Consider the following 26,520-nt stretch of genomic DNA (forward strand, 5'->3'; position numbering starts at 1 on the left):
AGGCGGTAGCTTCGTGGACCGTGGAAGATCTCCCCGCCGGACTGCCCGACCACGAGCTGCGAGCCGGGCTGGCCCGGTACGGCATCACCGGGAGACCGGTCTACGCCCCCGTGGGCTTCGGCGACTACCACTGGACCGTCTACGACCGGTGGTTCACGTCCGTCTCCGACCTCATCACCAAGCCGCTGGCGGACCTGCGGCGGGCGATGGAGACGGCGGCGGGCCTCGCCGAGCAGCTGCCCTTCGTGGTCGCTCCGGTGCGCTCGGAGGACGGCGAGGTCGTGGTGCCGCTCAACGAGCGGTACGCGTTGAGCGTCTTCCCCTACGTCACGGGGAGGTCCGGCTCGTTCGGCGATCCGGTGCACCCCGGCGTGAGCGAGCTGCTGGCCGCGCTGCACGCGTGCGAGCCACCGGAGGACTGCCCGGTCGTGCCGATCGGCGTGCCGGGCAGGGCGGAGCTGACGGCGTTGCTCGACGAGCCCGGCGAGTGGTTCTCCACCGCGGCGCGCGAGGTGTTCGTGGCGCACGCCGACACGGTCCGCGCCAAGCTGGCCGAACTGGACGAGCTCGCCGCCGGGCTCACGGACGTGCTGGTCGTCACGCACGGGGAACCGCACGCGGGCAACGTGATCAACAGCCCGCGCGGCCTGTGCCTGGTCGACTGGGACACGGTCGGGCTGGCCCCGCCGGAGCGCGACCACTGGCTGGTCGACGGCGACAGCCCGTTCTACGCGCTGCGCTGGGCGATGGACGACGTCGTCGGCTTCACCGAGAAGCTCCGCGCCCCGCACGAACGGTCGCGGGACGCGGAGCTCGCGTTGCGCTACTTCACCGAGACGCTCAAAGGCCTTCAGAGCGAGAGCGTCCAGGTGTCGATGGTGCCGACGTCGGCGGTGGCCGCGTCACGGACCCGGAGCGTCCAGGTGCCGTTGCGGGTCTCCGACGACAGGTCGACCGTGTAGGTCTGGTCGATGTTGTCGGCGCTGCCACCGGCACGGTTGTGCAGGTTGTAGGCGGAGCCGTCCGGCGCGACCAGGTCGACCACGAGGTCACCCTTGTAGGTGTGCTTGATGTGCACCTCGACCGTGCTGCTCGCCGACGCCGTGCCGGTGCAGCCGCTGAACACGACCGTCGACGTCACGGTCGCGTTGTCGCGGATCGCGACGTCCGTGCCGTTGGTCTGCGGGGCGCAGGTGGCCGAGCCGACCGTCCACGTGAAGGACGTGCTGCCCGAACCGCCCGCGGACGCGGTGGCCGTGACGGTCACGTTGTACGTGCCGGCGGTGGTCGCCGTGCCGGTGACGAGACCGTTCGAGGAACCGATCGACAGGCCGGTCGGCAGACCGGTCGCGGACCACGTGTACGGCGCGGTGCCGCCGGACGCGGACAGCTGCAGGTTCGCCGAGCCGTTCAGCGCGGTGCTCTGGTTGCCCGGGTTGGTGACCGAGACGCCGGGAACGCCGCCGGTGTTGGTGCGCAGCAACAGGTTCGCCGAGCCCGAGCCGGGGTTGGTGATCTTGCCGGGGGTGGCCTGGGCGAGGATCGCCGCGTGCACCTCGGCCGGGGTCTTGGCCGGGTTGTCCGCGAGGTACAGCGCCGCCGCGCCCGCGACGTGCGGGGACGCCATCGACGTGCCGCTCATCGTGGCCGTGCCGGTGTTGTTGCTGTAGGAGGCGGAGACGATGTTCTCGCCGGGCGCGAACAGGTCGCTGCACGTGCCGTAGGACGAGAACGACGCACGCGCGTCGGTGCGGGCCGACGCCATGACGTTGATCGTCTCGGTGACGCGCTGCGGCGAGTACTTGCAGCTGTCGTCGTTGAAGTTGCCCGCCGCCACGACGTACGTGACGCCACGGCCGATGGACGCGCGCACGGCGTCGTCGAGCACACGGCTCGGCTCGTTCGCGGTGCCGGTGTAGAGGCTCATGTTCGCGACGGCCGGCAGGACGGCGTTCGCGGTGACCCAGTCGACGCCCGCCGCCTCGGTCGCGACGGAACCGCCACCGGAGCAGTTGAGCACGCGGACGGCCTTGAGCTTGACGTTCTTCGCCACGCCGTAGGTCGCGCCGCCGACGGTGCCGGAGACGTGCGTGCCGTGGCCCTGGCAGTCCTTGCCGTTGCGGCCGTCGGTGAACGCGTCGAAGCCGAACGACGCGCGCCCGCCGAAGTCGGCGTGGTCGTAGTTGATGCCGGTGTCGATCACGTACGCGGTGACGTTGGAGGCGCCCGTGCTGTAGCTGTACTTGCTGTCCAGCGGCAGGCTCGCCTGGTCGACGCGGTCGAGACCCCACGACGGCGGGTTGAGCTGGTCGGTCAGGACCTGCACGGTCCGGTCCTGCTCCACGTAGGCGACGGCCGGGTCGGCGGCGAGGCGCTTGGCCTGCTGCTTCGACAGCGTGGCCGAGAAGCCCTTGAACGCGGCCTTGTAGGTGAACCCGGGCTTCGCGCCGTACCGGGACGAGAGGTCACCGACGCGGCCGCTGACCTCCGACGCCGCCGTGGAGCTCTTCAGCACCACGATGTAGCTGTCCTGGACCGCGTTCGGCGCGTTCTCCGCGACGATCGGGCCCTCGGGCTGTGCGGCCACGGCTTGGGGAAGCGCGAGCACGGTTCCGGCGACGGCGATGGCCGCCACCCCGAGCGTGCGCAGGGTGCGTTGTCTCATCACTGCTCCTCATTCGCAGGGAACCGCGTGCGACCGCGGGCCGGCCCTCGACGGCCCTACTGCGTTGCGGTCACACGCGGTTGCGAAACAGCGTTAGTCCGTTATCGGACGTGATGAGTCTTTAGTTGCGACAACAGGTTGGACAAGCGACTTTCGTACGGTCTCAGCCGGCGAGCGCGAAGAGGTCGTCCCGGTCGCCCGACTGCTTCAGCTGGGCGAGCGACTGCTTCTCGAGCTGACGGATCCGCTCGCGGGTCAGGCCGAGCTCCTCCGCGACCTCCTGCAGGGTGCGGGCACGCCCGTCCTCCAGGCCGTAGCGCAGGCGCATGATGCGGCCCTGCCGCTCGGGCAGGACGTCCAGCAGCGACCGGACGCCCTCGGTGAACTCCTGCTGCTCCACCAGATCCGGCGCCGACATGCCGTCGGTGTCCTGGATCAGGTCGCCCAGGACCGAGTCACCCTCGTCGCCGACCGGCGTCTCCAGCGACACGCACGTGCGCGCCGCGTCACGCAGGTCCTGCACGCGCTGCGGCGAACACTTGGCTTCCGCGGCGATCTCCTCGACCGTCGCCTCGCGCCCGAGCGCGGCGGACAGCTTCTGGCCGATCTTCTTGAGCTTGTTGACCTCTTCGACCACGTGCACCGGCAGGCGCACGGTGCGGGTCTGCTCGGCCAGGCCGCGCTCGATCGCCTGGCGGATCCACCACATGGCGTAGGTGGAGAACTTGTAGCCCTTGGCGTAGTCGAACTTCTCGACCGCGCGGATCAGGCCGAGGTTGCCCTCCTGGACCACGTCGCCGAACGGCAGGCCGCGGAACGAGTGCTTCTTCGCGACCGACACGACCAGGCGCAGGTTCGCGCGGATCATGTGGTCCTTGGCGCGCTCGCCGTCCAGCACGAGCCTGCGGAGCAGGCGGCGGTCGTGCTTCGTCTCACCGGTCTCCAGCAGGTGCGCGGCGTAGACGCCGGCCTCGATGCGCCGGGACAGGTCGACCTCCTCCGACGCGGTGAGCAGCGGCGTGCGGCCCACCTCGCGCAGGTACTGGCCGACCGAGTCCCCGTCCTGCTGTCCGGACGCGCGGTTCTTCAGATCTGCGGGCATGACAAATCCCCCTTGTCCGTTGGCAGGAGTGACAGCTCGAAGTAGCTGCACTGGTGTGTAACGGTTCAGAGGCCTTGGTCATTCCGCGGTTTCGGCTGTGACCTCGCCCTCATCCTTTTGCTGACGCTTCAACCGCACCTGCGTGATGGCGTGGTGCTCGACCTCCAGCACCTCGATCGACCACCCGGAGACGTGCACCACGTCGCCCGGTTCCTCCGGGATGCGCCCCAGCAGCAACAGCACCAGTCCGGCGACCGTCGAATACGGACCCTGCGGCGCGTCGCGCAGTTCGACGCCGACGTCCACCAGGTCGTGCACCGGGAACGTGCCCGGCAGCTCGATCGAACCGTCCGGTTCGGTCTTCACCGCCACCACGTCGGAGTCGGTCTCGTCGTAGATCTCACCGACGATCTCCTCCAGCAGGTCTTCGAGCGTCACGATCCCGTCGACGGCGCCGTGCTCGTCCACGACCAGGGCCAGCTGCTCGTGTTCGGCCTTCATGCGCCGCAACGCGTCGGTGACGCGCACGGAGTCCGGCAGCACCATCGGGGCGCGTGCCACGTCCAGGACGGCCACCGAGTCGTCCAGCAGGTCGCGCAGGTGCACGACGCCGACCACGTCGTCCAGGTGACCGTCCTTGGTCACCGGGGCCCTCGAATGTCCCGATCCCGCCAAGATTTCCCGTGCGGTGGCGGTGTCCAAACCTGCTTCGAGGACGGTCACCTGACGGCGGGGCACCAGGACCTCGCGCAGCCGCCGTTCGTGGATCTCCAGCGCGCCGGTCATGATCGTGCGTTGTTCCTGGTTGAGATGTTGTTGCACCTCAACGAGATCGCGCAGTTCCTCCGCCGACATCTGCTCTTCGTCCGCGTTCGGGTCGCCACCCAGGACCCGCACCACGAGGTCCGTCGACTTGCTGAGCAACCACACCGCCGGGCGGGAGATCGTCGAGAGCAGGTCGAGCGTGCTCGCGACGATCTTCGCCCAGCGCACGGCGTACTGCATCGCGAGGCGCTTGGGCGCCAGCTCTCCGAAGACGAGCGTGACGAACGTCAGCACCACGGTCACGAGTGCGATCGCGACACCGCTCGCGGCTCCTCCGAGGAAGCTCAGCAGCGGCACGATCGGTTCGGCGAGGGAGACCGCCGCCGTCGCCGAGGCGAGGAACCCGGAGAGCGTGATGCCGATTTGAATCGTCGCGAAGTACCTGTTCGGATCGCGGGCGAGCCGCACCAGCCGGCGGTGCCCTTCCCTTTCCAGGGAGCGCAGCTGGCCCTCCCGCAGGGACACGAACGCCATTTCGCTGCCCGCGAATGCCGCGTTCAGCAGAACCAGTACCGCGACCAGCGCGAGGTTGAAGCCATAGCCGTCCACACGTTTGGGGTAGCACGCACGGTGGTATTTCGCACCCTGACGGCCGTCTTGAGCAGCCAGGAGGGCCTCAGCCGAACTGAGGTGGGATGGAAATGGACACCCCTGAGGTGCTGGACGCCTCCGTGAGGACCTTGCACACCCTGCCGGAGGACGAACCCGACCTCGCCGCCATGCGGGCGTGGGTGGGGTCCCTGCTGAGGGACATGTCCGAGGACGTCAGGCTCGACGTCCTGCTCGTGTGCACGGAACTCGCCAGCAACGCGTACGAGCACGCCGAAGGGCCACGTGCCGTGCGGGTGCAACGACACACTGACTTCGTACGGGTGGAGGTCGACGACCACACACCCGCCGAACTGCCGCAGCTGGGTCAGTCCCGGCTCGGCGACTCGCGCGGTCGCGGGCTGTTGCTCATCTCACAGCTCGCCCGGTGCTGGGGCATGCGCGAGTTCAGCGGTGGCAAGACCATTTGGGCCGAGGTGGACGCATAGGCCGTCTGTGCGTTTCGCACGGACAACACATGACATCGCACGGATAGGCCTTGCGTTGTAGTTCTTCGATTCTCGGACCATGACGACAACGGTTTCTCCGGCGGTTCGGCCGCTGGTGCGCCACGGGGCCGAGATGCTCGTGGCGATGCTGGTCGGGATGGCCCTGCTGGGGCCCCTGTGGACGCCTGAGCGCGTCGAGTTCGCCGCCCTGTGGATGGCGGTGTCGATGTCCGTGCCGATGGCGTGGTGGATGCGCTACCGCGGGCACGGCCGGATCCTCGAGATGTGCGCGGCGATGGTCGTGCCGTACGCCGTGCTGCTCGTGCCGCACTGGGTCGGATGGCTGGACGCCGACGCCGTGCTGATGGGCGGGCATCTGCTGATGCTGCCCGCGATGGCGCTGGTGGTGGTCCTGCTCCGGCACGAGCACGGGGTGCCGACCACCAACCCGGTCGTCCGGGCGGTCGGTGACCGCTGGCCGGCCGTGATCGCGCTGGCGGTCACGTTCGACTTCTGGCAGTCGGCCCTGGTGCCCCCGGTGTGGACGTTGCTGCTGTGCCAGGCGGCGTACCTGTTCTGGGGACGGCGGGCGCCGCGGGTTCAGCTCGCGGTGTTCAGCCTCTACGCGGCGCTGGCGGTCGTCGTGATCGTGGTGTCGGCGTCGGCGGGCGTGCTGCTGATCGCCCTCGGCTGGGGTGCGCACGCCGTCTGGGACCTCGTGCACCACGTGCGCGACGCCGTCGTGCCGCGCTGGTGGTCGGAGTTCTGCGGGGTGTTCGACCTGGTCATCGCGGTCACGATCCTGATCGCGTGGTTCTAGTCTGATGGCGATGAACGACCTCCCGCACACCGCGCTGCGCGGTGCCCTGCACCTGCTGTGGGTCAGCTCGCTCGTCGTGCCGCTGGTCGCGGTGCTGCGCGAGCCGTCCGCCCTGCGCTGGCTCGGCGTGCTGGGCCTGCTGGTGCTGGCCGTGGCGTTCGCGACGACGTTGCGGGGCGGACCGCTGTGGGTGCTGGGCGCGGCGATCCTGCTGTCGATGCCGCTGGTGGCCCCCGCCGGGCCGGACGAGCTCTTCACGTGGGCGTGGATCGGCGGTGCGGCCGCCGGGTTCGCCCCGTTGCTGCTGACCGGGCCGTGGAGGTGGCTGGCCGCCATCGGCGCCGTGGTGGTGTCCGGCGTCGTCGGGCAGGTCGTCGACCACCACTACTCCGGCTACCAGATGATCGCGGCCTCGGTCGGGCTGACGATCATCGCGATGGCCGGGCTGCCGATGTGGTTCGCGGGGTTGCTCGGGCAGGCGCGGGCCGGGCGTGAGGCGCAGGCCGAGCTCGCGGTGAGCGAGGAACGGCTGCGGTTCGCCCGCGACGTGCACGACCTGCTGGGACACCGGCTGACGGTGATCGCGCTGAAGTCCGAACTGGCCGGACGGCTGGCCTCGTCGGACCCGGAGCGGTCGGCCGCGGAGGCGTTCGAGGCGCAACGGCTGGCGTCCTCGGCGCTGGAGGAGGTGCGTGACGCCGTGCACGGCTATCGCGCCGTGAACCTGCCCGAGCAGCTTGAGGCCGTGCGAAATGTGCTTCAGGAGGCCGGTATCCGGTGCAGCGTGTCCTCGGTTCCCGTGGAGGGTGAACGTGCGACGCAGCTGGCTTTGGCGTTGCGCGAGGCGTGCACCAACGTGTTGCGGCACAGCCACGCGACGTGGTGCATGATCGACGTCGTTGTCGCTGACGAGGAGGTGCGGATGACCGTCACGAACGACGGCGCCGAGAAGCCTTCCAAGGAGGGCAACGGGTTGCGGGGCCTGCGCGAGCGGCTCGCCGCCGTGGGCGGTCAGGTGTCGGTGGAGAAGTCGGGCGACGTGTTCACGCTGCAGGTCGTGGTGCCGGCGTGATCAGGGTGCTGCTGGCCGACGACGAGGAGCTGATCCGCGACGCCCTCGCGGCGCTGCTCGACCTGGAGCCGGACCTGGAGGTGGTGGCCCGCGCGGGGGACGGCCGGGCCGCCGTGGAGGCGGCGCGGGCGCACCGCCCGGACGTGGCCGTGGTCGACCTGCAGATGCCGTCGCTGGACGGCCTGGAGGTGACGGCGGAGCTGGCGCGCGTGCTGCCCTCGTGCGCCGTGGTGATCCTGACGGGACGCGGCCGCCCGCCCCACCTGCAACAGGCGCTGCACGCGGGCGCGAAGGGCTTCCTGCCCAAGGGATCGCCCGGCGGCACGCTGGCCGACGTGATCCGCCGCGTGCACGCCGGCTCCCGCTGGGTCGACCCGGCACTGGCCGCCGACGCGCTGGCCGCTCCCCCGTGCCCGCTGACGCAGCGGGAGCTGGAGGTGTTGCGGCTCAGCGAGTTCGGCACGCCGGTCGCCGAGATCGCGGCGCGCACGTCGTTGTCCCCAGGGACCGTGCGCAACCACCTGGCGGCCGCGGTCGCGAAACTAGGGGCGGGAAGCCGCGCGGAGGCGTTCTCCTCGGCGCACGAGCACGGCTGGCTCTGAGCTCCCCGCGGTGTCGCTTGTGGACTGTCTCGCGCGGCCGCCGTCACCGGTCCGGGTCAGCGGGTTCGTGCGGTGACCGCCCGGACGTGAGGAGCTCGAAGGCGTGCGCGCGGTGCTCCGCGAACAGCTTCAGCGCACCCTCCACGTTGCCCAGCCGCAGTGCCGCCACCAGGTCCCGGTGCTCGTCGCGGATCTGCTCCAGGTAGCCGTCCGTGCTCACCCCGACCCGCGTGATCAGGAACAGGTGCACCTGCGACCGGATCGCCTCCCACGCCTGCACCAGCCGCGAATGCCCGGCGGCGGCGTACACGGCGTCGTGGAAAGCGATGTCGCACCGCACCATCTCGTGCGGCGTCGCAGCACGCTCCATCGCCGCCGCGGCCGCCGCGATGTCGTCCGTCGAGGCCCCAGTCGCCACGACGCGCTGCACGGCGAGCACCTCGAGCGCCCCGCGCAGGCTGTCCAGCTCGGCGACGTCCTGCAACGACAGGACGGCCACCGTGGCCCCACGGTGCCACTCGGCGCGCACCAGCCCTTCGCCCGCCAGCGACCGCAGCGCGTCCCGAACCGGCCCGCGCGACACCTCGAGCGCCTCGGCCAGCTCCACCTCGCGCAACGCACTGCCCGGCGGGTAACGGCCGTCGAAGATCGCCTCGCGGATCATGTCCGCGACCTCGCTGCCCAAGCCACGCCGCCGTGCCGGCCCCACCGTCATGTGAGCGATGTTAACAAGTGACATCTTGTCTGAATGTTAACATTCCTACATGCCGAACATCCCACGCTTCCACCTCGCCATGCCCGTCGACGACCTCGCCGCCGCCCGCCAGTTCTACGGCGAAACCCTCGGCCTGGAACAGGGCCGCAGCTCCGACACGTGGATCGACTGGAACCTGCACGGCCACCAGTTCGTCACCCACCTCGCCCCGTCGAAGGCCGAGCGCGTCAGCAACCCGGTCGACGGCCACGACGTGCCCGTACCCCACTTCGGCCTGGTGCTGACCGTCGACGAGTTCCAGGTGCTCGCCGACAAGCTGAAGGCCGCCGGCACGAAGTTCGTCATCGAGCCGTACGTGCGGTTCAAGGGCGAGCCGGGCGAGCAGTGGACGATGTTCCTGCTGGACCCGGCGGGCAACGCACTGGAGTTCAAGGCTTTCGCGGACGACGCGCAGGTGTTCGCGGTCTGACGCGGCGGCGCCTCCCGGAGGCGCCGCCTCAGGGGCCGCTCAAGAGGCCCGCGGCGGCGAGGGCTCTGCGGCGGCAGGTCTGAGGTGGCGGGCCCGAAGCAGCAGGCCCGGCAGGCCTGCCGCAGCCGCCGCCCCTCAAGGTCCGCCGTCGCGGAGCGGCCTTGGCCCCACCCACTCCGGCGCGCCGCCACACGGCCCGCCCCGCCCGCCCCCAGACCCGCCAACGCCGCACGTCGCCTGTACCACCCCGACGCTCACCGCACCCGCACCACCCGCGCTCGGCACCCTCACGCACGCTCGCCTCCCCCGGCTCCCGCCGTCCACCCTCCCGACTCCCACCCCTCCTCAGCGCCCGCCCCTCCCAACTCCCCGCCACCCACAGCCCGGCAACCCACCCATCCCTAAAGACGCCCTAAAAAATCTTGCACAACGCGCAAGTTTGAGTAGCGTGGAGGTGACGCCGAGCCACGACCCGGTCACACCGGGTCAGACAGGGAGAAGGCCATGACCACGGCCGAGCGCCAGCGCAACGCGGCGGAGCTCATCCGTCCCCAGCTGCCCGCCGAACTCATCGAAAAGCGCGCCGGCTGCCCGTTCGACCCGGCCGCCGGGCTGACCGAGCTGAGCGGGCAGGGGCGGATCCACCGGATCGAGCACAACGGCGACACCGTCTGGCTCGTCACCGGGCACGACGAGGCCCGGGCGGTGCTGGCGGCGCCGCAGATGAGCTCGGACCGGATCAACAGCCCCCGCGCCAGGGCGCTGATCTCCCCCGAGCTGCACGCGGAGATGTTCCCGCCGGAGCGGCAGGCCGGGTCGTTCATCTTCATGGACGCGCCCCGGCACACGCGCTTCCGCCGGCTGCTGACCGGGCAGTTCACCGTGCGGCGGATGCGGGATCTCACGCCGCGCATCCACGAGATCGTCACCGAGGCCCTCGACGCGATGATCGCGAAGGGCGCGCCCGCGGATCTGGTGCACGACTTCGCGTTGCCGGTGCCGTCGCTGGTCATCTGCGAGCTGCTGGGCGTCGACTACGGGGACCGGGACGAGTTCCAGCAGCGCACGGCCAAGCTGCTGAGCCTCCACACCACGGTGGACGAGCAGATCAAGAACAACCTCGCGATGCGCCAGTTCATGCAGAAGCTGGTGCGCGCCAAGCAGGAGACCCCCGGCGACGACCTCCTCTCGGGGCTGGTGCGGGACACCGACCTCAACGAGGACGAGCTCGTCGGCATCGCGAACCTGCTGCTGATCGCGGGGCACGAGACGACGGCGAACATGCTGGCGCTCGGCACGTTCGCGCTGCTGGAGCACCCCGACCAGTGGGCGAGGCTGCACGACGACCCGGAGTTGATCGACAACGCGGTCGAGGAGCTGCTGCGCTACCTGTCCATCATCAGCTCGGGCGTCTCGCGGCACGCGAAGGAGGACGTCGAGATCGGCGGCGTCACGATCCGGGCCGGTGAGACGGTCGTGGTGTCGGTGCCGGCGGTCAACCGCGACGACAGCCAGTACGACGACCCGCACGAGCTGCGGGTCGACCGGCCGCGCGGGCACCACGTGGCATTCGGGCACGGCATCCACCAGTGCCTCGGCCAGCAGCTCGCGCGCGTCGAGATGGCGGTCGGCTTCACCGAGCTGCTGCGGCGCCTGCCGACGCTGAAGCTCGCCGTGCCCGCGGACGAGGTGCCGCTGCGGACCGACATGTCGATCTACGGCGTGCACTCGCTCCCGGTCACCTGGTGAACCCGGCGCCGAGCTGGTCGATCATCCTGCCGACCAGCTCGGCGGCCGTGTACCGCTCGGTGGCCTGCGGGGTGTCGAGCCACCACTGCATCACCGCGCGCATCGACGCGAGAATCGTCGACGCCGTCACCGCCGGATAGGGGTCGGCGAGGGGGTCGACGCCGCAGCGCACCGCGATCGCCGCCGTCAGGGCCTGCTCACGGGCGGAGTAGGCGGCGAAGACGTGGGGCAGCAGTGCCGGGTGGCGGCGCAGTTCGCGCAGCTGGCGGAGGCGATCCAGGTCGACGTGCCGCGGGTAGATCGAGTGCAGCGCCTCGCGCAGCGCGACCAGCACCGGTTCGTCCGGCGGCCGCGCGGCGAACTCCTCCACGAACGCCAGCGCCGTGGCCGTGTCCCCGGCGACGACCGCCTCTTCCTTCGACGAGTAGTAGTTGAAGAACGTCCGCAGCGACACGCCGGCCGCCCGCGCGATCTGCTCCACCGTCACCCGGTCGAGGCCGTGCTCCACGCACAGACTCCAGGCGGCGTCGCCCAGCGCTTCCCTGGTCGCCGCCTTCTTGCGTTCACGCAGGCCCGTCACGGACGAAGAGTAAAGCGTACCGAAAATTGGTGTAGACCTTGTCACCCGGGTGAGCCCCTCACTACGGTCCGTGAGAACGCTCTCACGAACCCACGGAGGACCGGGTGCGCTTACTCGGAGTCGTCGTCCTGGCGGGCGCCCTGCTCACCGCCGGCCAGGCCCAAGCCTCTCCCCCGAGACCGGCGGCGCAGGCGCCGACCGTCACGCTGATCACCGGTGACCAGGTGCTCACCGGGCAGCGCGCGGTCAAGCCTGCCCCCGGCCGCGAGGGGGTCCTGTTCTCCACCTACACCGCGCAGGGCCACGAGTACGTGGTGCCGCACGACGCCATCCCGCTGATCGCCGACGGCCGCCTCGACGAGCGCCTCTTCGACGTCACCGAGCTCGCCACCTACGACGGCGCGCTGCCGGTGATCGCCACCTACCCCGAGGGCACCCTCAGCGCGCAGTCCGGCCTCCAGCTGCGCAGCATCAACGGCGTGGCGTTCGACGCGGCCAAGACGCCACTCGTGGGCACCCTCTCCACGACCAGCGCGAAGAAGATCTGGCTCGACGCGAAGCGCAAGGCGAACCTCGACCGCAGCGTCGCCCAGATCAACGCCCCGGCCGCCTACGAGGCGGGCTTCACCGGCAAGGGCGTCACGGTCGCCGTCCTCGACACCGGCGTCGACAACACCCACCCGGACCTGCGGGACCGCGAGATCGGCGAGCGCAACTTCACGTCCTCGCCGGACAACGTCGACCGCTACGGCCACGGCACGCACGTGGCGTCGATCGTCGCGGGCACGGGCGCGAAGAGCGGTGGCAAGTACCGCGGTGTGGCACCCGACGCGCAGATCCTCGACGTGAAGGTGCTGGGCGACAACGGTTCGGGCCAGGACAGCGGCATCATCGCCGGCATGGAGTGGGCGGTCGAGCAGGGCGCCCAGATCATCAACATGAGCCTCGGCGGGTACGACACCCCCGCCGTCGAGCCCCTCGAAGAGGCAGTGAACCGCCTCAGCGCCGAGAAGGGCACGTTGTTCGTCGTCGCGGCCGGCAACAGCGGTCCGAACGCGCGCACGGTCGGTTCGCCCGGCTCGGCGGACGCGGCGCTGACCGTCGGCGCCGTCGACCACGACGACAAGATCGCCGAGTTCTCGAGCCGCGGCCCGACCCAGGCGGGCACGCTCAAGCCCGACCTCACCGCGCCCGGCGTCGGCATCGTCGCCGCGCTGCACTCCGCCGGGCGCATCGGCCCGCCGGTCGCCGAGGGCTACACCTCGCTCGACGGCACCTCGATGGCCACGCCGCACGTCGCGGGCGCGGCGGCCCTGCTGCGCCAGCAGCACCCCGACCTGGACGGCGCCGCCCTCAAGGCTCGGCTCACCGGCACCACCACGCCCACCGCGAACCTCACGCCGTTCGAGCAGGGTTCCGGCCGCGTCGACGTCGCCAAGCTGATCAGGCAGAACGTGACGTCGAGCCCGACGAACCTCAGCTTCGGCTCGCACCAGTGGCCGCACACCGGCGAAACCCCGCTGACGAAGGAGATCACCTACTCCAACGCGGGTTCCGAGCCGGTCACGCTCGACCTGTCGACGGACACCACCGGCACGCTGTTCAGCGTCTCCCCCACCACGCTCACGGTCCCGGCGGGCGGCACCGCGAAGGCGATCGTCACCGCGGACCTCGCCCAGCAGCCCGCGGGGGGCGTGTTCGGCGGTTCGGTCGTCGCGAGCGGCCTGCGCACGGCCGTCGTGGCCGACCTGGAGGTGGAGAGCTACGACGTCACGGTCACCGGCGTCCAGCGATCCGGAGCGACGACGACGTCGACGTTCGCCAGCCTGACCAACGTGGACACCGGCGCCCGCGTCTGGCCGAACAGCACGACCGGACAGGCCCGCGTGGCCAAGGGCCGCTACATCCTGACCGGCAGCGTCATGTCGTCCGGCAGCGGCGCTTACACCCACGACGTCATCAACTACCCGAACCTGACCGTCTCGGGCCCGGCGACGATCACCCTCGACGCCCGCCAGGCCAAGCCGGTCCAGGTGACGCTGCCGGTGAGCGCGCAGCTCTCGTTGCTGCAGACCGGTTTCGAACGCGTCGTCAACGGCACGAGCTACACCATCGGCAACTTCTCCGTCGGCGGCTCGATCGGCCACCTGGGCGTCGCGAGCATCGGTCCCGAGTCGGAGGAGGTCACCGGCAAGATCGCGACCTTCTGGACCGCGGGCACCGACTTCTACGGACTCGCGTGGTACCAGAAGGGATCCGCACCGAACGGCCTGACGAAGACGGTCCTGAAGCGGGACCTGGCCGCGGTCAAGGTCGACATGCCCGCCCTCGAGCCGGGCCAGAGCGCTTCCATCGGCCACACCTCCTCACCCGAGGGCCGTGCCGACTGGACCTACGGCTCGCTCGACAACTTCGTCGCGGGCCAGCGCACCGAGTACTACGGCGGCGAGGGCGGCGACTGGTCGCGCCGGTTCAACCTCTTCGACGAGACCGGCAACGTCGGCGCGCTCGTCACCCCGCTGCGGCACTACAAGCCGGGCCGCTCCTACGTGGAACCGTTCAACCGCGCGGTGTTCGGCCCGGCGCTCCCTCCGGCGCGGGACGTGCCGCACTCGTTCCGCACCGGTGACTTCGTCCGCGTCACCGTGCCGCTGTACGGCGACAGCGCGGGCAACGAGGGCTACAGCCCCGTGACCGAGGCGAAGACGACGGTGTACCGCGACGGCGTGAAGGCGGTCGAGACGGCCGAGGCGGGCTGGGCGGCGCTCGACGTCCAGCCCGGTACCGCCAACTACCGCGTCGAGACGTCCGCGAGCCGCGCGAACGCGTTGAGCAGCAAGGTGTCCGGGGTCTGGACCTTCCGCAGCGGCACCACGCGGGAGCGGACCGCGCTGCCGCTGTCCGTCATCCGCTTCACGCCGCAACTGGACGACGAGGGCTTCGGCCGCGCGGGCCAGCTGCTGTCGGTGCCGATCTCCACGCAGTCCCAGGTGGACTCGGTCCGCGTCACGTCCGTCGAGGTCTCCTACGACGGCGGCACGACGTGGAAGCACACGCCGATCACGGCCAACCGGGTCCTGCTCGCGCACCCGAGGGACGCGAAGTCGGTGTCCCTGCGCGCCAAGGCGTCCGGCAGCGGCCAGACCGCGGAGCAGACCATCATCGACGCGTACCTGCTCCGCTAGCCTGAGGGCCATGGGGGCGGCGGTGCGACAGCTGACCGACGAGATCGTCGTCGGCCACCATCCACCGCCGCCCGCCCGCACTCCGTCCGCCGGCGTGCGGGTCCCCGGCCGTCACGTCGCCGAAGTCGCGCGGCACCCCGACGGCAGGCTGGCCGTGATCACCTGGTCATCGCCGGAGATCGACCCCGGCCTGCTGAACCCCGCGCTGCACGTCGTCGACCAAGGCCGGATCACCGACCTGGGCGCGACGCCCGCGGACGCCGGTTCGCCGGTGTGGTGGGGCGACGAGGTCTGCTACCTCGCGCTCACGCCGCCGCACCTGCAGGGCGGCAACGCCGTGTTCGACCAGCGGCACCGCAACCTGACCGAGGGCATGCCGGCGTGCCCGATCGACCTCGTGCAGGACGACGGCGACGCGCCCGTCGTGGTGGTCGCGGCGGGCCTGGACACGGAGTTCCACCGGCTCGGACGCGGTCTGCTCGCCCGGATCACGGGTTCCCACCTCCCACCCCGCTACGACGACCTCGACGGCATCCCCTGGGGCACGCAGGAACGCCTCCACTACCGGGCCCACGACGGCCTGGACCTCGACGGCCTCCTCGTGCTCCCCGTCGGCACGACCAGGGAGGACGGGCCGTTCCCGCTCGTCACGGTGGTCCACGGCGGCCCCTACGACCGCTGGACGGACAGCCTTCAGCTGCACTGGGTGCCGTCCGCGCAGTGGTTCGCCCACCAGGGCATCGCGACCTTCCTGCCGAACCCGAGAGGCGGACAGGGCCACGGCCACGAGTTCGCCGCGGCGGTGGCGAAGAGGGTCGGCCAGGAGGAGTGGCACGACATCGAGACGGGCATCGACCTGCTCGTCGGCCAGGGCGTCGCGGACGGGGACAGGCTGGGCATCGCCGGCTGGAGCCACGGCGGGTTCATGGCCGCGTGGGCGACGACCCGCACGGACAGGTTCAGGGCGGCGCTGGTCGGCGCGGGCATCTCCGACTGGCCGCGGCTGATCGCCACGGGCGAGTGGGGCGCGTTCGAGGCGGCGCTCGGCGACAGCGCGGAGCACAGCCCGCTCACCTACGCGTCCAGGATCAGCACTCCGATGTTGATCGTGCACGGTGCGGACGACACCAACGTGCCGGTGGAGCAAGCCGAACTCCTGCACCGGGCCGTCCGGCACTCCGAACTGGTCGTCTACCCCGGCGAGGGGCACTCGCTGCGGCGGCGTGAGCACAGGCTGGATCTGCTGAACCGAACCAGAAGGTTGTTCGCCACCCTCTGACTCTTGCGCAAGCCTTACGCAACACCCGCAAGCCCCCGGCAAACCAGCGCAAGCAGTCGCATCACCACCAAAACAATTTTCCCGGCAAGTTCGGACCCGAACCTACGGCGACCCGGTCCGTCCAGCCGCTGGTGGTCGCCCTTGTGCACCCTGGGACACCAGCCGGATACTCGTCGCAGCCCCCGTCTTTCCTGTTCAGAGGGCTATGTCGCAAATTTGCGCAATCACGTCGAGATATTGCGGTAATCTGCTGGTCACTTCTACGGTGAGGCGCGCCACACCCCCTCGCGTCCCCACCGAGAAGGGCCAAGCCCGCCATGTCACCGAAGACACGCGCTCGCTCCCTGCTAGCCCCGATAACGGCACTGGTCACCGTCGCCGCGACCCTGACGATCTCCCCCGCGGCCCAGGCGGCACCGGTCAGCCTCGACCTCGCGAAGCAGACCCGGATCGACCAGGTCACGCTCACGTCGTCCCGCAACAGCACCGAGACCTTCGCCGTGCAGACGAGCCTCGACGGCAGAGGCTGGTCGACGCTGGTCGCGGAACGACCACACGAGTTCAAGAACGGCAAGGTGACCTTCCAGGTCGACCCGACGCTGGTGAAGCACGTCCGCGCCACGAAGACCACCGCCAAGCTCGAAGTCCACGAGGCGGCGGTCAGCGCCCAGCTCCAGGCCACCTACAGCGCGAGCAGCGTCAGCCAGAACTACGGCCCCGGCAACGCGGGCGACGGCAACCAGGGCACCTACTGGGAGAGCGCGAACAACGCGTTCCCGCAGTGGATCCAGGCCGATCTCGGCTCGGCGGTGAAGGCCGACCGGGTCGTGCTGAAGCTCCCGACGGCAGGCTGGGGCACGCGCACCCAGACGCTCTCGGTCCAGGGCAGCACGGACGGCCAGAACTTCACGGACCTGGTGGCGAGCAGGGGCTACGAGTTCAACCCGGCGAGCGGCAGCACCGTCACCATCGACTTCACCGCGGCCACCACGCGGTACGTCCGGCTGCGGATCACCGCGAACACGGGCTGGCCGGCGGGCCAGATCAGCGAGTTCGAGGTGCAGGGCCCCACGGGCGGTGACACCCAGGCCCCGTCGGCGCCGTCGAACCTCGCCTTCACCCAGCCGCAGTCCGGGCAGATCCGGCTGACCTGGAACGCCGGCACCGACAACGTCGGCGTCACCGCGTACGACGTCTACGCCAACGGCGTCCTGCGCACCACGGTCACCGGCACCACCTACACCGACAGCCAGCCCGACGGCCTGCGCGTGAGCTACCACGTGATCGCCAAGGACGCGGCCGGTAACCAGTCTCCCGCCAGCAACACCGTGACGCGCGAGGGCGCCACCGGCACGAACCTGGCCCAGGGCAAGCCCGTCACGGCGAACAACAACGTGCACGACTTCGTCGCCGCCAACGCCAACGACGGCAACGTGCAGACCTACTGGGAGTCCAACGGGTTCCCCGGCACGCTGACCGTCCAACTGGGATCGAACGCGGACGTCGGCTCGGTCGCGGTGAAGCTCAACCCCGACTCCGCGTGGGGCGCCCGCACCCAGAACATCGAGGTCCTCGGCCGCGAGCAGAACGCGACCGGGTTCACGAGCCTCGTCGCGGGCCGCGACTACCGCTTCGACCCGGCGACCGGCAACACCATCACCATCAACGCCTCGGGACGGGTCGCCGACCTCCAGTTGCGCGGCACGTCCAACACCGGTGCGCCCGGCACCCAGGTGGCGGAGATCCAGGTGTTCGGCACCCCTGCCCCGAACCCCGACCTCACCGTCACCGCGACGTCGTTCACGCCGGCGAGCCCGGTCGAGACCGACCAGATCACGCTGAACGCCACCGTCCGCAACGCGGGCACGGCGGCGAGCACCGCGACCGACGTGACGTTCTTCCTCGGCACCACGGCCGTCGGCACCGCGAACGTCGGCGCCCTCGCGGCCGGTGCGCAGGCGAACGTCAGCACGACGATCTCCGCCCGCCCGGAGGGCTCGTACGAGTACACCGCCAAGGTCGACGAGACCAAGAAGGTGGCGGAGCAGAACGAGTCCAACAACGCCCGCGTCCACCCCGACCGGCTCGTCGTGACGCCGGTCCCGAGCTCCGACCTGGTCGCCGTGCCGTCCTGGTCGCCCAGCAACCCGGGCAACGGCCAGACCACCACGTTCAGCGTCGCGCTCAAGAACCAGGGCACCACCGCCTCCGCGTCCGGCGCCCACGGCATCACGGTCACGATCCTGAACAGCAGCGGCCAGACCGTCCGCACGCTGACCGGCAGCCACAACGGCACGATCAACGCGGGCGCGACGACCGCCGCGGTGAACCTCGGCACGTGGACCGCCGCCGACGGCCGCTACACCGTCCGCACGGTGGTCGCGAACGACGGCAACGAGATTCCCGCCAAGCAGGGCAACAACACCAGTGAGCAGTCGCTGTTCATCGGCCGCGGCGCCAGCGTCCCGTGGCAGCACGTCGAGGCCGAGGACGCGACCGTCGGCGGCGGCGCGCAGGTCCTCAGTCCGAACAGGACGATCGGCGACCTCGCCGGTGAGGCGTCCGGCCGCCGTGCCGTCACGCTGAACGGCACCGGTCAGTCGGTCGAGTTCACCACGTCCGGCCCGACCAACACCCTCGTCACCCGGTTCTCCATCCCGGACAGCTCCGGTGGCGGCGGCATCACCTCGAATCTCAACGTCTACGTCAACGGCCAGTTCCACAAGGCCATCGACCTGACGTCGAAGTACATGTGGCTCTACGGCAACGAGGCGTCCCCGGGCAACTCTCCGGGAGCGGGCGGGCCGCGCCACATCTACGACGAGGCGAACGTGATGCTCAACTCGACGTTCCCGGCGGGCACGAAGATCAAGCTGCAGAAGGACGCGGCCAACACCACGAACTACGCGATCGACTTCGTGAACTTCGAACAGGTGCAGGCCGCCGGAAACCCCGACGCGGCGCGTTATGCCGTGCCCGCCGGGTTCACCCACCAGGACGTGCAGAACGCGCTCGACCGCGTCCGGATGGACACGACCGGCAACCTCGTCGGCGTCTACCTGCCCGCGGGCACGTACCAGACGCAGCAGAAGTTCAACGTCTACGGCAAGGCGATCAAGGTGATCGGCGCCGGACCGTGGTTCACCCGGTTCCAGGCTCCGCAGACGCAGGAGAACACCGACCTCGGCTTCTCCGCCCAGTCGTCCGCGAGCGGCTCGACGTTCAGCGGGTTCGCCGTGTTCGGCAACTACACGCAGCGCAACGACGGCCCCGGCAAGGTGTTCGACTTCGCCGGCGTCCAGAACATGACCATCGAGAACATCTGGGTCGAGCACATGATGTGCCTGTTCTGGGGCAACAACGTCGACAACAACGTCATCAGGGACAGCCGCATCCGCAACATGTACGCGGACGGCCTGAACATGACGAACGGGTCGTCGGGCAACCGGATCGCCAACATCGAGGCCCGCTCGACCGGTGACGACGCGTTCGCGCTGTTCGCCGCCACCGACAACGGCGGCAGCGGCCAGCAGAACAACGTCTTCGAGAACCTGAGCGTGACGACCCCGTGGCGCGCGGCCGGCCTCGCGGTCTACGGCGGCAAGAACAACGTCTTCCGCAACATCTACATCGCGGACACGCTCACGTACTCCGCCGTGACGATCAGCTCGCTCGACTTCGGTTACCCGATGGAGGACTTCGGGCCCGAGCCGACGACGTTCAGCGGCCTCACCCTGGTCCGCTCCGGCGGTCACTTCTGGGGCGCGCAGACGTTCGGCGCGATCTGGATGTTCTCCGCGTCCAAGAAGTACACGGGGATCCGGGTGAACGACGTCGAGATCATCGATCCGACGTACAGCGGGATCATGTTCCAGACCAAGTACAACGGTGCCGCCGAGAACGTCTTCCAGGACACGGTGCTGTCCAACGTGAGCATCTCGGGTGCGCGCAAGTCCGGTGACGCGTTCGACGCCAAGTCCGGTTTCGGCCTGTGGGCCAACGAGATGCCGGAGCCCGGTCAGGGTCCCGCCGTCGGCGAGGTCACGTTCAACGGCCTGAGGTTCAGCAACAACTTCCAGGACATCAGGAACACGACGTCCACCTTCAAGATCAACATCAACTGATTTCCCTGCCGCGAAGGACAAGTACATGAAATCCACGCTCATGAAGCGTGCGGTGGGTGCTGCCGTGGTCAGCGCTCTCGCACTGTTCGGATTGACACCCACGGCAGGAGCAGCGGTCGCCCGGCTGTCCGCGAACCTGACCGCGTCGAGCAGCAACGGCCCGTACGGGGCCGGGAACGCCGGTGACGGCAACCAGGGCAGCTACTGGGAGAGCGCGAACGGCGTGTTCCCGCAGTGGCTCCAGGCCGACCTCGGTTCGTCGAGGAGCGTCAGCAAGGTCGTGCTGCGCCTGCCCTCGACCTGGGAGCAGCGCTCGCAAACGCTTGCCGTGCAAGGGAGTGCGAACGGCTCGCAGTTCAGCGACCTCGTCGGTTCGGGTGCGCGGGTCTTCTCCCCCGGCTCGAACAACACGGTGACGCTGGACTTCACCGCCACCAGTGCGCGGTACGTGCGCGTCACGATCACCGCGAACTCCGGCTGGGCCGCGGGCCAGCTCAGCGAGTTCGAGGTGCACGGCGAGTCCGGGCCGGTCGACCCGCCGCCCGCCGGGGACGACCTGGCGGCCGGCAAGCCGGTGGAGGAGTCCGGGCACGTGCACAACTTCGTGCCCGCCAACGCCGTGGACGGCAACGTGGGCACGTACTGGGAGTCGAGCGGGCTGCCCGGTCACCTGACCGCGAAGCTGGGCTCGAACGCCGACATCACGTCGGTCGTCGTGAAGCTCAACCCCGACTCCGCGTGGGGCGCTCGCACGCAGAACTTCGAGGTGCTCGGACGTGAGGCGAGCGCGTCCGCGTTCGCGACCCTGAAGGCGCGTGCCGACTACCGGTTCGACCCGGCCACCGGCAACACCGTCACCGTCCCGCTGACCGGTCGCGCGTCCGACGTGCGGCTGCACTTCTACTCGAACACCGGCGCCCCCGGCGGCCAGGTCGCCGAGTTCCAGGTGTTCGGGGCCTCGGCTCCCGCGCCCGACCTGACCGTCACGAACCTGACGTGGACGCCGGCGAGCCCGTCCGAGGCCGACACGATCAGGCTCACCGCCACCGTGCGCAACGGCGGCACCGTCGCGTCCGGCGCGACGACGCTGAACGCCGCGCTCGGCGGCACCGTCGCGGGCACCGCCTCCGTCGGCGCGCTCGCCGCCGGGGCCACGGCCACCGTCACGGTCGACGCGGGTCGCCGGGGTGCCGGTTCCTACGCGGCCGCGGCCACCGTGGACCCGGCCAACCAGGTCGCGGAGACCAACGAGGGCAACAACACCTTCACCTCCGGCTCCCCCCTGGTCGTCGGCCAGGCACCGGGACCGGACCTGCAGATCACCGGTGTCACGCCGAACCCGTCGTCCCCGGCGGCAGGTCAGCAGGTGACGTTCGCGGTGTCGGTCAACAACCGCGGCACCTCGGCTGCGGGCGCCTCGGTGACCCGCGTCTCGGTCGGCGGCAGCACCTTGAACGCCAACACCGGAGCGATCAACGCCGGTCAGACCGTGACGGTCAACGTCGGTACCTGGACCGCCACCAACGGCGGCGCCACGGCCACCGCGACGGCCGACGCGACGAACGTCGTGGCGGAGACCAACGAGAACAACAACACCGCGACCCAGTCCGTTGTGGTCGGACGGGGTGCCTCGGTGCCGTTCACCTCGTACGAGGCAGAAGCGGGCCGCCACAACGGCACGCTGCTGCAGGCCGACGCGAAGCGCACGTTCGGGCACACCAACTTCGGCTCGGAGTCCTCGGGCCGCAAGTCGGTGCGACTTGACGCGCAGGGCCAGTTCGTGGAGATCACCTCGACGGTCAGCACCAACTCGATCGTCGTGCGCAACTCGATCCCGGACGCCGCCGCGGGCGGTGGCCAGGAGGCGACGATCAGCCTCTACGCGAACGACCAGTTCGTGCAGAAGCTGACGTTCTCGTCGCGCCACAGCTGGCTCTACGGCACCACCGACGACCCCGAGGGCCTCACGAACCGTCCGGGTGGCGACGCCCGCAGGCTGTTCGACGAGACCTCGCAGTTGCTGGCGAACTCCTACCCGGCGGGCACGAAGTTCAAGCTCCAGCGCGACTCCGGTGACAACGCCCAGTTCTACGTCATCGACCTCATCGACCTGGAGCAGGTCGCCCCGGCCGCGGCGAAGCCGTCCGAGTGCGTCTCGATCACGCAGTACGGCGCCACCGCGAACGACCAGACGGACGACACCGACGCGTTGCAGCGCGCCGTGACGGCCGACCAGAACGGCGAGATCCCCTGCGTCTGGATCCCGGAGGGCAAGTTCCGCCAGGAGAAGAAGATCCTCACCGTGTTCAACAGCGGTGGTGACAACCAGGTCGGCATCCGCAACGTCACGATCCGCGGCGCCGGCATGTGGCGCTCGCAGCTGTTCTCGCTGATCCAGCCGCAGGACGCCGGCACGATCAACCACCCGCACGAGGGCAACTTCGGGTTCGACATCGACGACAACACGCAGATCTCCGACATCGCGATCTTCGGGTCCGGCCGGATCCGCGGCGGTGACGGCGGTGCCGAGGGCGGCGTCGGCCTCAACGGCCGGTTCGGCAAGAACACCAAGGTCACCAACGTGTGGATCGAGCACGCGAACGTCGGTGTCTGGGTCGGCCGCGACTACACCAACCTGCCGGACCGCTGGAACCCCGGCGACGGCCTGCAGTTCAGCGGCATGCGCATCCGCGACACCTACGCCGACGGCATCAACTTCACCAACGGCACCCGCAACTCCACGGTGTTCAACTCGTCGTTCCGCACCACGGGCGACGACGCGCTGGCCGTGTGGGCGTCGAAGTACGTGAGGGACCAGAACCTGGACGCCGGCAGCGGCAACGCGTTCCTCAACAACACGATCGCACTCCCCTGGCGCGCCAACGGGATCGCGATCTACGGCGGGTCGAACAACCGCGCGGAGAACAACATCATCTCCGACACCGCCAACTACCCGGGCATCATGCTGGCGACCGACCACGACCCGCTGCCGTTCGGCGGGACGACGTTGCTCGCCAACAACGCCCTGTACCGCACGGGCGGCGCGTTCTGGGGTGAGGCGCAGGAGTTCGGCGCCATCACGCTGTTCTCGCAGAACCTGCCGATCCCCGGCGTCGTCATCCGCGACACCGAGATCCTCGACTCGACCTACGACGGGATCCAGTTCAAGGGCGGCGGCAGCGGCATGCCGGACGTGCAGATCAGCAACGTCCGGATCGACCGGTCCACCAACGGCTCGGGCATCCTCGCGATGGCCCAGGCCCGCGGGTCGGCGCGCCTGACGAACGTCACGATCACCAACTCGCGCGACGGCGACATCACGATCGAGCCGGGATCGCAGTTCGTCATCGGCTAGTCCGGAGCTAGATCACTTTTGGAACCACCTCCGATCGGGTATCTCCCGGTCGGAGGTGGTTTCAATGTCCACGGTCGTTGTCGGGTTCGACGGTTCCGACCTGGCCAGGCGCGCGGTGCGATTCGGTGCCGAGGAAGCATCCCGCCGCGGTGCCGCGCTTCAGGTCGTGCACGCCGTCCGCGCTCCCCTGCCCGAACCGGTCTTCACGCCGATGTCCGTCCCGGTGCCGGAGTTCGTCACCGAGGAGACGATGTCCAAGGCCGCCGAGGACCACCTCGCCGAACTGGCCGAGGAGATCAGGCGCGACTGGCCTTCGCTCGAGGTGGCCACCCACGTGCGCATCGGCCGCCCGGTCGACGTCCTCGCGGAGGAACCCGGCGACCTGCTCGTGCTCGGCTCGTCCGGCCGCACCGGCATCGCCGAGATGTTCCTCGGTTCCACCGCCGTCGAGCTCGTGTCGACGGCGGGCCGCCCCGTGATCGTGACGCGCTCCGGCCCGGTCGACGGCCGCGTGGTCGTCGGCGTCGACGGCTCCGACACCTCGACGGACGCGATCGCGTTCGCCTTCGAGCACGCCGCCCGCCACGGCCGCGAACTGCACGCCCTCTACGCCTTCAACGACGCCGGCTGGGCCGAACTGCCCGAGCCGGACGTCGACCACGTCCGCGCGGACCTCTCCAAGCTGCTGGACGAACAACTGGCTCCCCACGCCGCTCGGTGGCCCGATGTGCACGTGTCGCACGAGGTCGTCTTCGACGCTCCCGCCCGCGCGTTGCTCCAAGCAGCCGACGGCGCTGCTCTCGTCGCGGTGGGAAGTCACGGCCGTGGAGCCGTGACACGTGCAATCCTGGGTTCGGTGAGCCACGCTGTGCTCCACCACGCGCCGTGCCCGGTCGCGGTGGTCCATCGGAGGTGACGTCGGATGCGCGGGTTAGCGGCCGTGCTGCTGTGCCTGGTCTTGGCTTCGTGCGGCCAGGTTCCGCCACCGCAGGTGCCTGCTTCGGCGCCGCCTTCGAGCGTGGTGACGTCCACGGCCGTGGCGTCGCCACCGAGCTCGGTGCCGTCGGTCGTGCCGGTACCGACGTCGGCACCACCGCCGCCCACGCTGCCCACTCCCTCGCGTGCGCTCGACCCGTCGCTGACGACGGTGCGGGGCACGGTGTCCGGTGGGGTCGAGTCCGGCTGCACCCTCCTGTCCACGCCCGGTGAGCAGTACCTGCTGCTCGGCGCCGACCCCGCGATCGCGGTGGCCGGCGCCGTGGTGGAGGTGAGCGGGCGTCCTGATCCCGGTGCGATGACCACGTGCCAGCAGGGCACGCCGTTCCACGTCGTCAGGACTTCTCGCGTTTAGCTGTTCAGCGCCTTGCGCAGGAACGCGATCGCCTGGCTGATAGTGCCCTCGGCGGCGTGCGTGCCGCGCAACGCGTTGAGCATCACGAAGTCGTGGATCGCGCCCGCGTACCGCACGGCCGTGACGGGCACCCCGGCGGAGCGCAGCTTGTCGGCGTAGGCCTCGCCCTCGTCGCGCAGCACGTCGGCCTCGGCGGTGATCACGAGCGCCTGGGGCAGGCCGGCGAGCTGGTCGAGCGTGGCGCGCAGCGGGGACGCGGTGATCTCGGCGCGCTCGGCGGGGTTCGTCGTGTACTGGTCCCAGAACCACTGCATGCCGTCGCGGCGCAGGAAGTAGCCCTCGGCGAACTGCAGGTACGAGTCGGTGTCGAAGGACGCGTCGGTGACCGGGTAGAAGAGCACCTGGGCCTTCAACGCGATGTCGCCGCGTTCCTTGGCCTGCAACGTGAGCGCCGCGGCCATGTTGCCGCCGACCGAGTCACCGGCCACCGCCACGCGCGACGCGTCCAGGCCGTAGGAGGCGCCGTCGGTCTGGATCCACTGCGCGGTGGCGTAGTTCTGGTTGATGGCGACCGGGTAGCGGGCCTCGGGCGAGAGCGAGTAGTCGGGGAAGACGACGGCCGCGCCGGCGCCGACGGCCAGTTCGCGGACCAGGCGGTCGTGGGTGTGGGCGTTGCCGAAGACCCAGCCGGCGCCGTGGATGTAGAGGATCACCGGGAGGTCGCCGGTCGTGCCGAGGGGCTTGACCACGCGGACCTTGAAGCCGTCGAGCTCCACCCACTGCTCGTCGACCTCGGGCTTCGCGATCTCACCCGACTGCACCTCGTCGACGGCCTTGCGGCCCTCCTCGGGGGCGAGGTCGAACAGGAACGGCGGCTGGGCGGTGGCGGCGGCGAACTCGGCGGCGGCGGGCTCGAGGACTGGGCGCTTCATGGCTGCTCCTTCGTGGATCGGATGCCATAAAGCTAGTACGCGATTAAATCGTGCACAACGTAATCACGGCCTCAGCGGAGCCGGGAATAGATCCGCCGCCGAACGCACCGAAGCCACCGCCGCGTCGAAGCAGGCTCCGAAGTCCTCGCCCGTGTCCAGGTAGCGCTCGAACGCCTCTTGCAGGCAGACGGAGACGAGGCGGGCGACGAGCCCCGGCTCCGCGACACCCCGCTCGGCCAGCGCGTCCGCCAGCGCCGCCGTGATGGCAGCACCCTTGGTGCGTTCGCGTTCCTGCAGTTCCGGGCTGGACGCGATCACCGCGCGGCGCTCGACACCGCGACCGGCGCGATCCACGAGCAGGATGCCGACCCGCCGAGCCGCGTCGAGCGCGATGGCCGGTGCCGAATCCTCCTCCGAGTTCCGCACCGCCTCCATGATCGTCGGCGGCAGTTGCTCCGATCCCGCGAACAGCACCTCGCGCTTGTCCGGGAAGTAGCGGAAGTACGAGCGGCGCGTGATGCCGGCGCGCTCGGCGATCTGCGTGACGGTCACGTTGTCGTACCCGTGCTCGACGAACAACTCCAGCGCCGCCCGTCGCAGACGATCTTCGGTTCCCGGATCCCACCTGGCCACGACCACATCCTACCGAGTGATGTCT

General features: G+C 70.0%; 20 protein-coding genes. 13 read left to right on the forward strand and 7 right to left on the reverse strand.

What is annotated here, in order from left to right; all coding sequences use genetic code 11:
* The first annotated feature begins 20 nt into the window (after positions 1 to 20).
* Positions 21 to 962 carry a phosphotransferase gene (locus tag ND450_RS14650; RefSeq protein WP_253326675.1) on the forward strand — a complete coding sequence of 314 codons (942 nt, stop codon included), beginning with the start codon at positions 21 to 23 and terminating at the stop codon, positions 960 to 962.
* Here ND450_RS14650 and ND450_RS14655 read toward each other — a convergent pair.
* From ND450_RS14655 to ND450_RS14665, 3 genes are all read right to left on the reverse strand, one after another.
* Positions 851 to 2,665: a S8 family serine peptidase gene (locus tag ND450_RS14655; RefSeq protein WP_253326676.1), complete on the reverse strand. Its 1,815-nt coding sequence runs from the start codon at positions 2,663 to 2,665 to the stop codon at positions 851 to 853. The genes ND450_RS14650 and ND450_RS14655 overlap by 112 nt on opposite strands.
* Before the next feature lie 163 nt (positions 2,666 to 2,828).
* Positions 2,829 to 3,767: an RNA polymerase sigma factor RpoD/SigA gene (locus ND450_RS14660; RefSeq protein WP_253326677.1), complete on the reverse strand. Its 939-nt coding sequence runs from the start codon at positions 3,765 to 3,767 to the stop codon at positions 2,829 to 2,831.
* A gap of 78 nt (positions 3,768 to 3,845) precedes the next feature.
* Positions 3,846 to 5,141, reverse strand: coding sequence for a hemolysin family protein (locus ND450_RS14665; protein WP_253326678.1), 1,296 nt, complete (start codon positions 5,139 to 5,141; stop codon positions 3,846 to 3,848).
* A 92-nt stretch (positions 5,142 to 5,233) separates the two neighbouring features.
* On the opposite strand from ND450_RS14665, the gene ND450_RS14670 reads away from it, so the two are divergent.
* The 4 genes from ND450_RS14670 (at position 5,234) to ND450_RS14685 (ending at position 8,123) form a co-directional block, all read left to right on the forward strand.
* Positions 5,234 to 5,629, forward strand: coding sequence for an ATP-binding protein (locus ND450_RS14670; RefSeq protein ID WP_253326679.1), 396 nt, complete (start codon positions 5,234 to 5,236; stop codon positions 5,627 to 5,629).
* A gap of 79 nt (positions 5,630 to 5,708) precedes the next feature.
* Entirely contained in the window at positions 5,709 to 6,449 is a 741-nt protein-coding gene (locus ND450_RS14675) for a hypothetical protein (RefSeq protein WP_253326680.1), read from the forward strand.
* 10 nt (positions 6,450 to 6,459) lie between these two features.
* Positions 6,460 to 7,521, forward strand: coding sequence for a sensor histidine kinase (locus ND450_RS14680; RefSeq protein ID WP_253326681.1), 1,062 nt, complete (start codon positions 6,460 to 6,462; stop codon positions 7,519 to 7,521).
* Positions 7,518 to 8,123, forward strand: a complete 606-nt coding sequence (locus ND450_RS14685) for a DNA-binding response regulator (protein WP_253326682.1) — start codon at positions 7,518 to 7,520, stop codon at positions 8,121 to 8,123. The genes ND450_RS14680 and ND450_RS14685 overlap by 4 nt, the downstream gene beginning before the upstream one ends.
* 43 nt (positions 8,124 to 8,166) lie before the next feature.
* On the opposite strand, the gene ND450_RS14690 is transcribed toward ND450_RS14685, so the two are convergent.
* A complete protein-coding gene (locus tag ND450_RS14690) occupies positions 8,167 to 8,838 on the reverse strand; it encodes a GntR family transcriptional regulator (protein ID WP_253326683.1) in 672 nt (223 codons plus the stop codon).
* 49 nt (positions 8,839 to 8,887) lie between these two features.
* Here ND450_RS14690 and ND450_RS14695 point away from each other — a divergent pair, with 49 nt between their 5' ends.
* Together ND450_RS14695 and ND450_RS14700 are read left to right on the forward strand one after the other, a co-directional pair.
* On the forward strand, positions 8,888 to 9,307 hold the full coding sequence (locus ND450_RS14695; RefSeq protein WP_253326684.1) for a VOC family protein: 420 nt from the start codon (positions 8,888 to 8,890) through the stop codon (positions 9,305 to 9,307).
* Positions 9,308 to 9,811: 504 nt separating this feature from the next.
* Positions 9,812 to 11,056, forward strand: a complete 1,245-nt coding sequence (locus ND450_RS14700) for a cytochrome P450 (protein ID WP_253326685.1) — start codon at positions 9,812 to 9,814, stop codon at positions 11,054 to 11,056.
* Here the strand turns inward: ND450_RS14700 and ND450_RS14705 are convergent.
* Complete coding sequence (locus tag ND450_RS14705) at positions 11,046 to 11,636, reverse strand: TetR/AcrR family transcriptional regulator (RefSeq protein ID WP_253326686.1); 591 nt, start codon at positions 11,634 to 11,636, stop codon at positions 11,046 to 11,048. The genes ND450_RS14700 and ND450_RS14705 overlap by 11 nt on opposite strands.
* 104 nt (positions 11,637 to 11,740) lie before the next feature.
* On the opposite strand from ND450_RS14705, the gene ND450_RS14710 reads away from it, so the two are divergent.
* The 6 genes from ND450_RS14710 to ND450_RS14735 all read left to right on the forward strand — a co-directional run bounded on the left by ND450_RS14710 (position 11,741) and on the right by ND450_RS14735 (position 24,930).
* Positions 11,741 to 14,821 (forward strand): S8 family peptidase, encoded by a 3,081-nt coding sequence (locus tag ND450_RS14710; RefSeq protein ID WP_253326687.1) that lies wholly within the window; start codon positions 11,741 to 11,743, stop codon positions 14,819 to 14,821.
* A 10-nt stretch (positions 14,822 to 14,831) separates the two neighbouring features.
* Entirely contained in the window at positions 14,832 to 16,100 is a 1,269-nt protein-coding gene (locus ND450_RS14715; RefSeq protein ID WP_253326688.1) for a S9 family peptidase, read from the forward strand.
* Positions 16,101 to 16,417: 317 nt separating this feature from the next.
* Positions 16,418 to 20,224: a discoidin domain-containing protein gene (locus ND450_RS14720; protein ID WP_253326689.1), complete on the forward strand. Its 3,807-nt coding sequence runs from the start codon at positions 16,418 to 16,420 to the stop codon at positions 20,222 to 20,224.
* Between the two features lie 25 nt (positions 20,225 to 20,249).
* Entirely contained in the window at positions 20,250 to 23,579 is a 3,330-nt protein-coding gene (locus tag ND450_RS14725; RefSeq protein ID WP_253326690.1) for a CARDB domain-containing protein, read from the forward strand.
* 64 nt (positions 23,580 to 23,643) lie between these two features.
* Positions 23,644 to 24,495: a universal stress protein gene (locus tag ND450_RS14730; protein WP_253326691.1), complete on the forward strand. Its 852-nt coding sequence runs from the start codon at positions 23,644 to 23,646 to the stop codon at positions 24,493 to 24,495.
* Between the two features lie 6 nt (positions 24,496 to 24,501).
* A complete protein-coding gene (locus ND450_RS14735; protein WP_253326692.1) occupies positions 24,502 to 24,930 on the forward strand; it encodes a hypothetical protein in 429 nt (142 codons plus the stop codon).
* Here ND450_RS14735 and ND450_RS14740 read toward each other — a convergent pair.
* Both ND450_RS14740 and ND450_RS14745 read right to left on the reverse strand, forming a co-directional pair.
* Positions 24,927 to 25,862 carry an alpha/beta hydrolase gene (locus ND450_RS14740; protein WP_253326693.1) on the reverse strand — a complete coding sequence of 312 codons (936 nt, stop codon included), beginning with the start codon at positions 25,860 to 25,862 and terminating at the stop codon, positions 24,927 to 24,929. The two genes, ND450_RS14735 and ND450_RS14740, sit on opposite strands and share 4 nt — an antisense overlap.
* Before the next feature lie 63 nt (positions 25,863 to 25,925).
* Complete coding sequence (locus ND450_RS14745; protein ID WP_253326694.1) at positions 25,926 to 26,495, reverse strand: TetR/AcrR family transcriptional regulator; 570 nt, start codon at positions 26,493 to 26,495, stop codon at positions 25,926 to 25,928.
* Positions 26,496 to 26,520: the final 25 nt, after the last annotated feature.

Source organism: Lentzea sp. HUAS12 (assembly GCF_024125735.1).
Taxonomy (GTDB): Bacteria; Actinomycetota; Actinomycetes; order Mycobacteriales; family Pseudonocardiaceae; genus Lentzea; species Lentzea albida.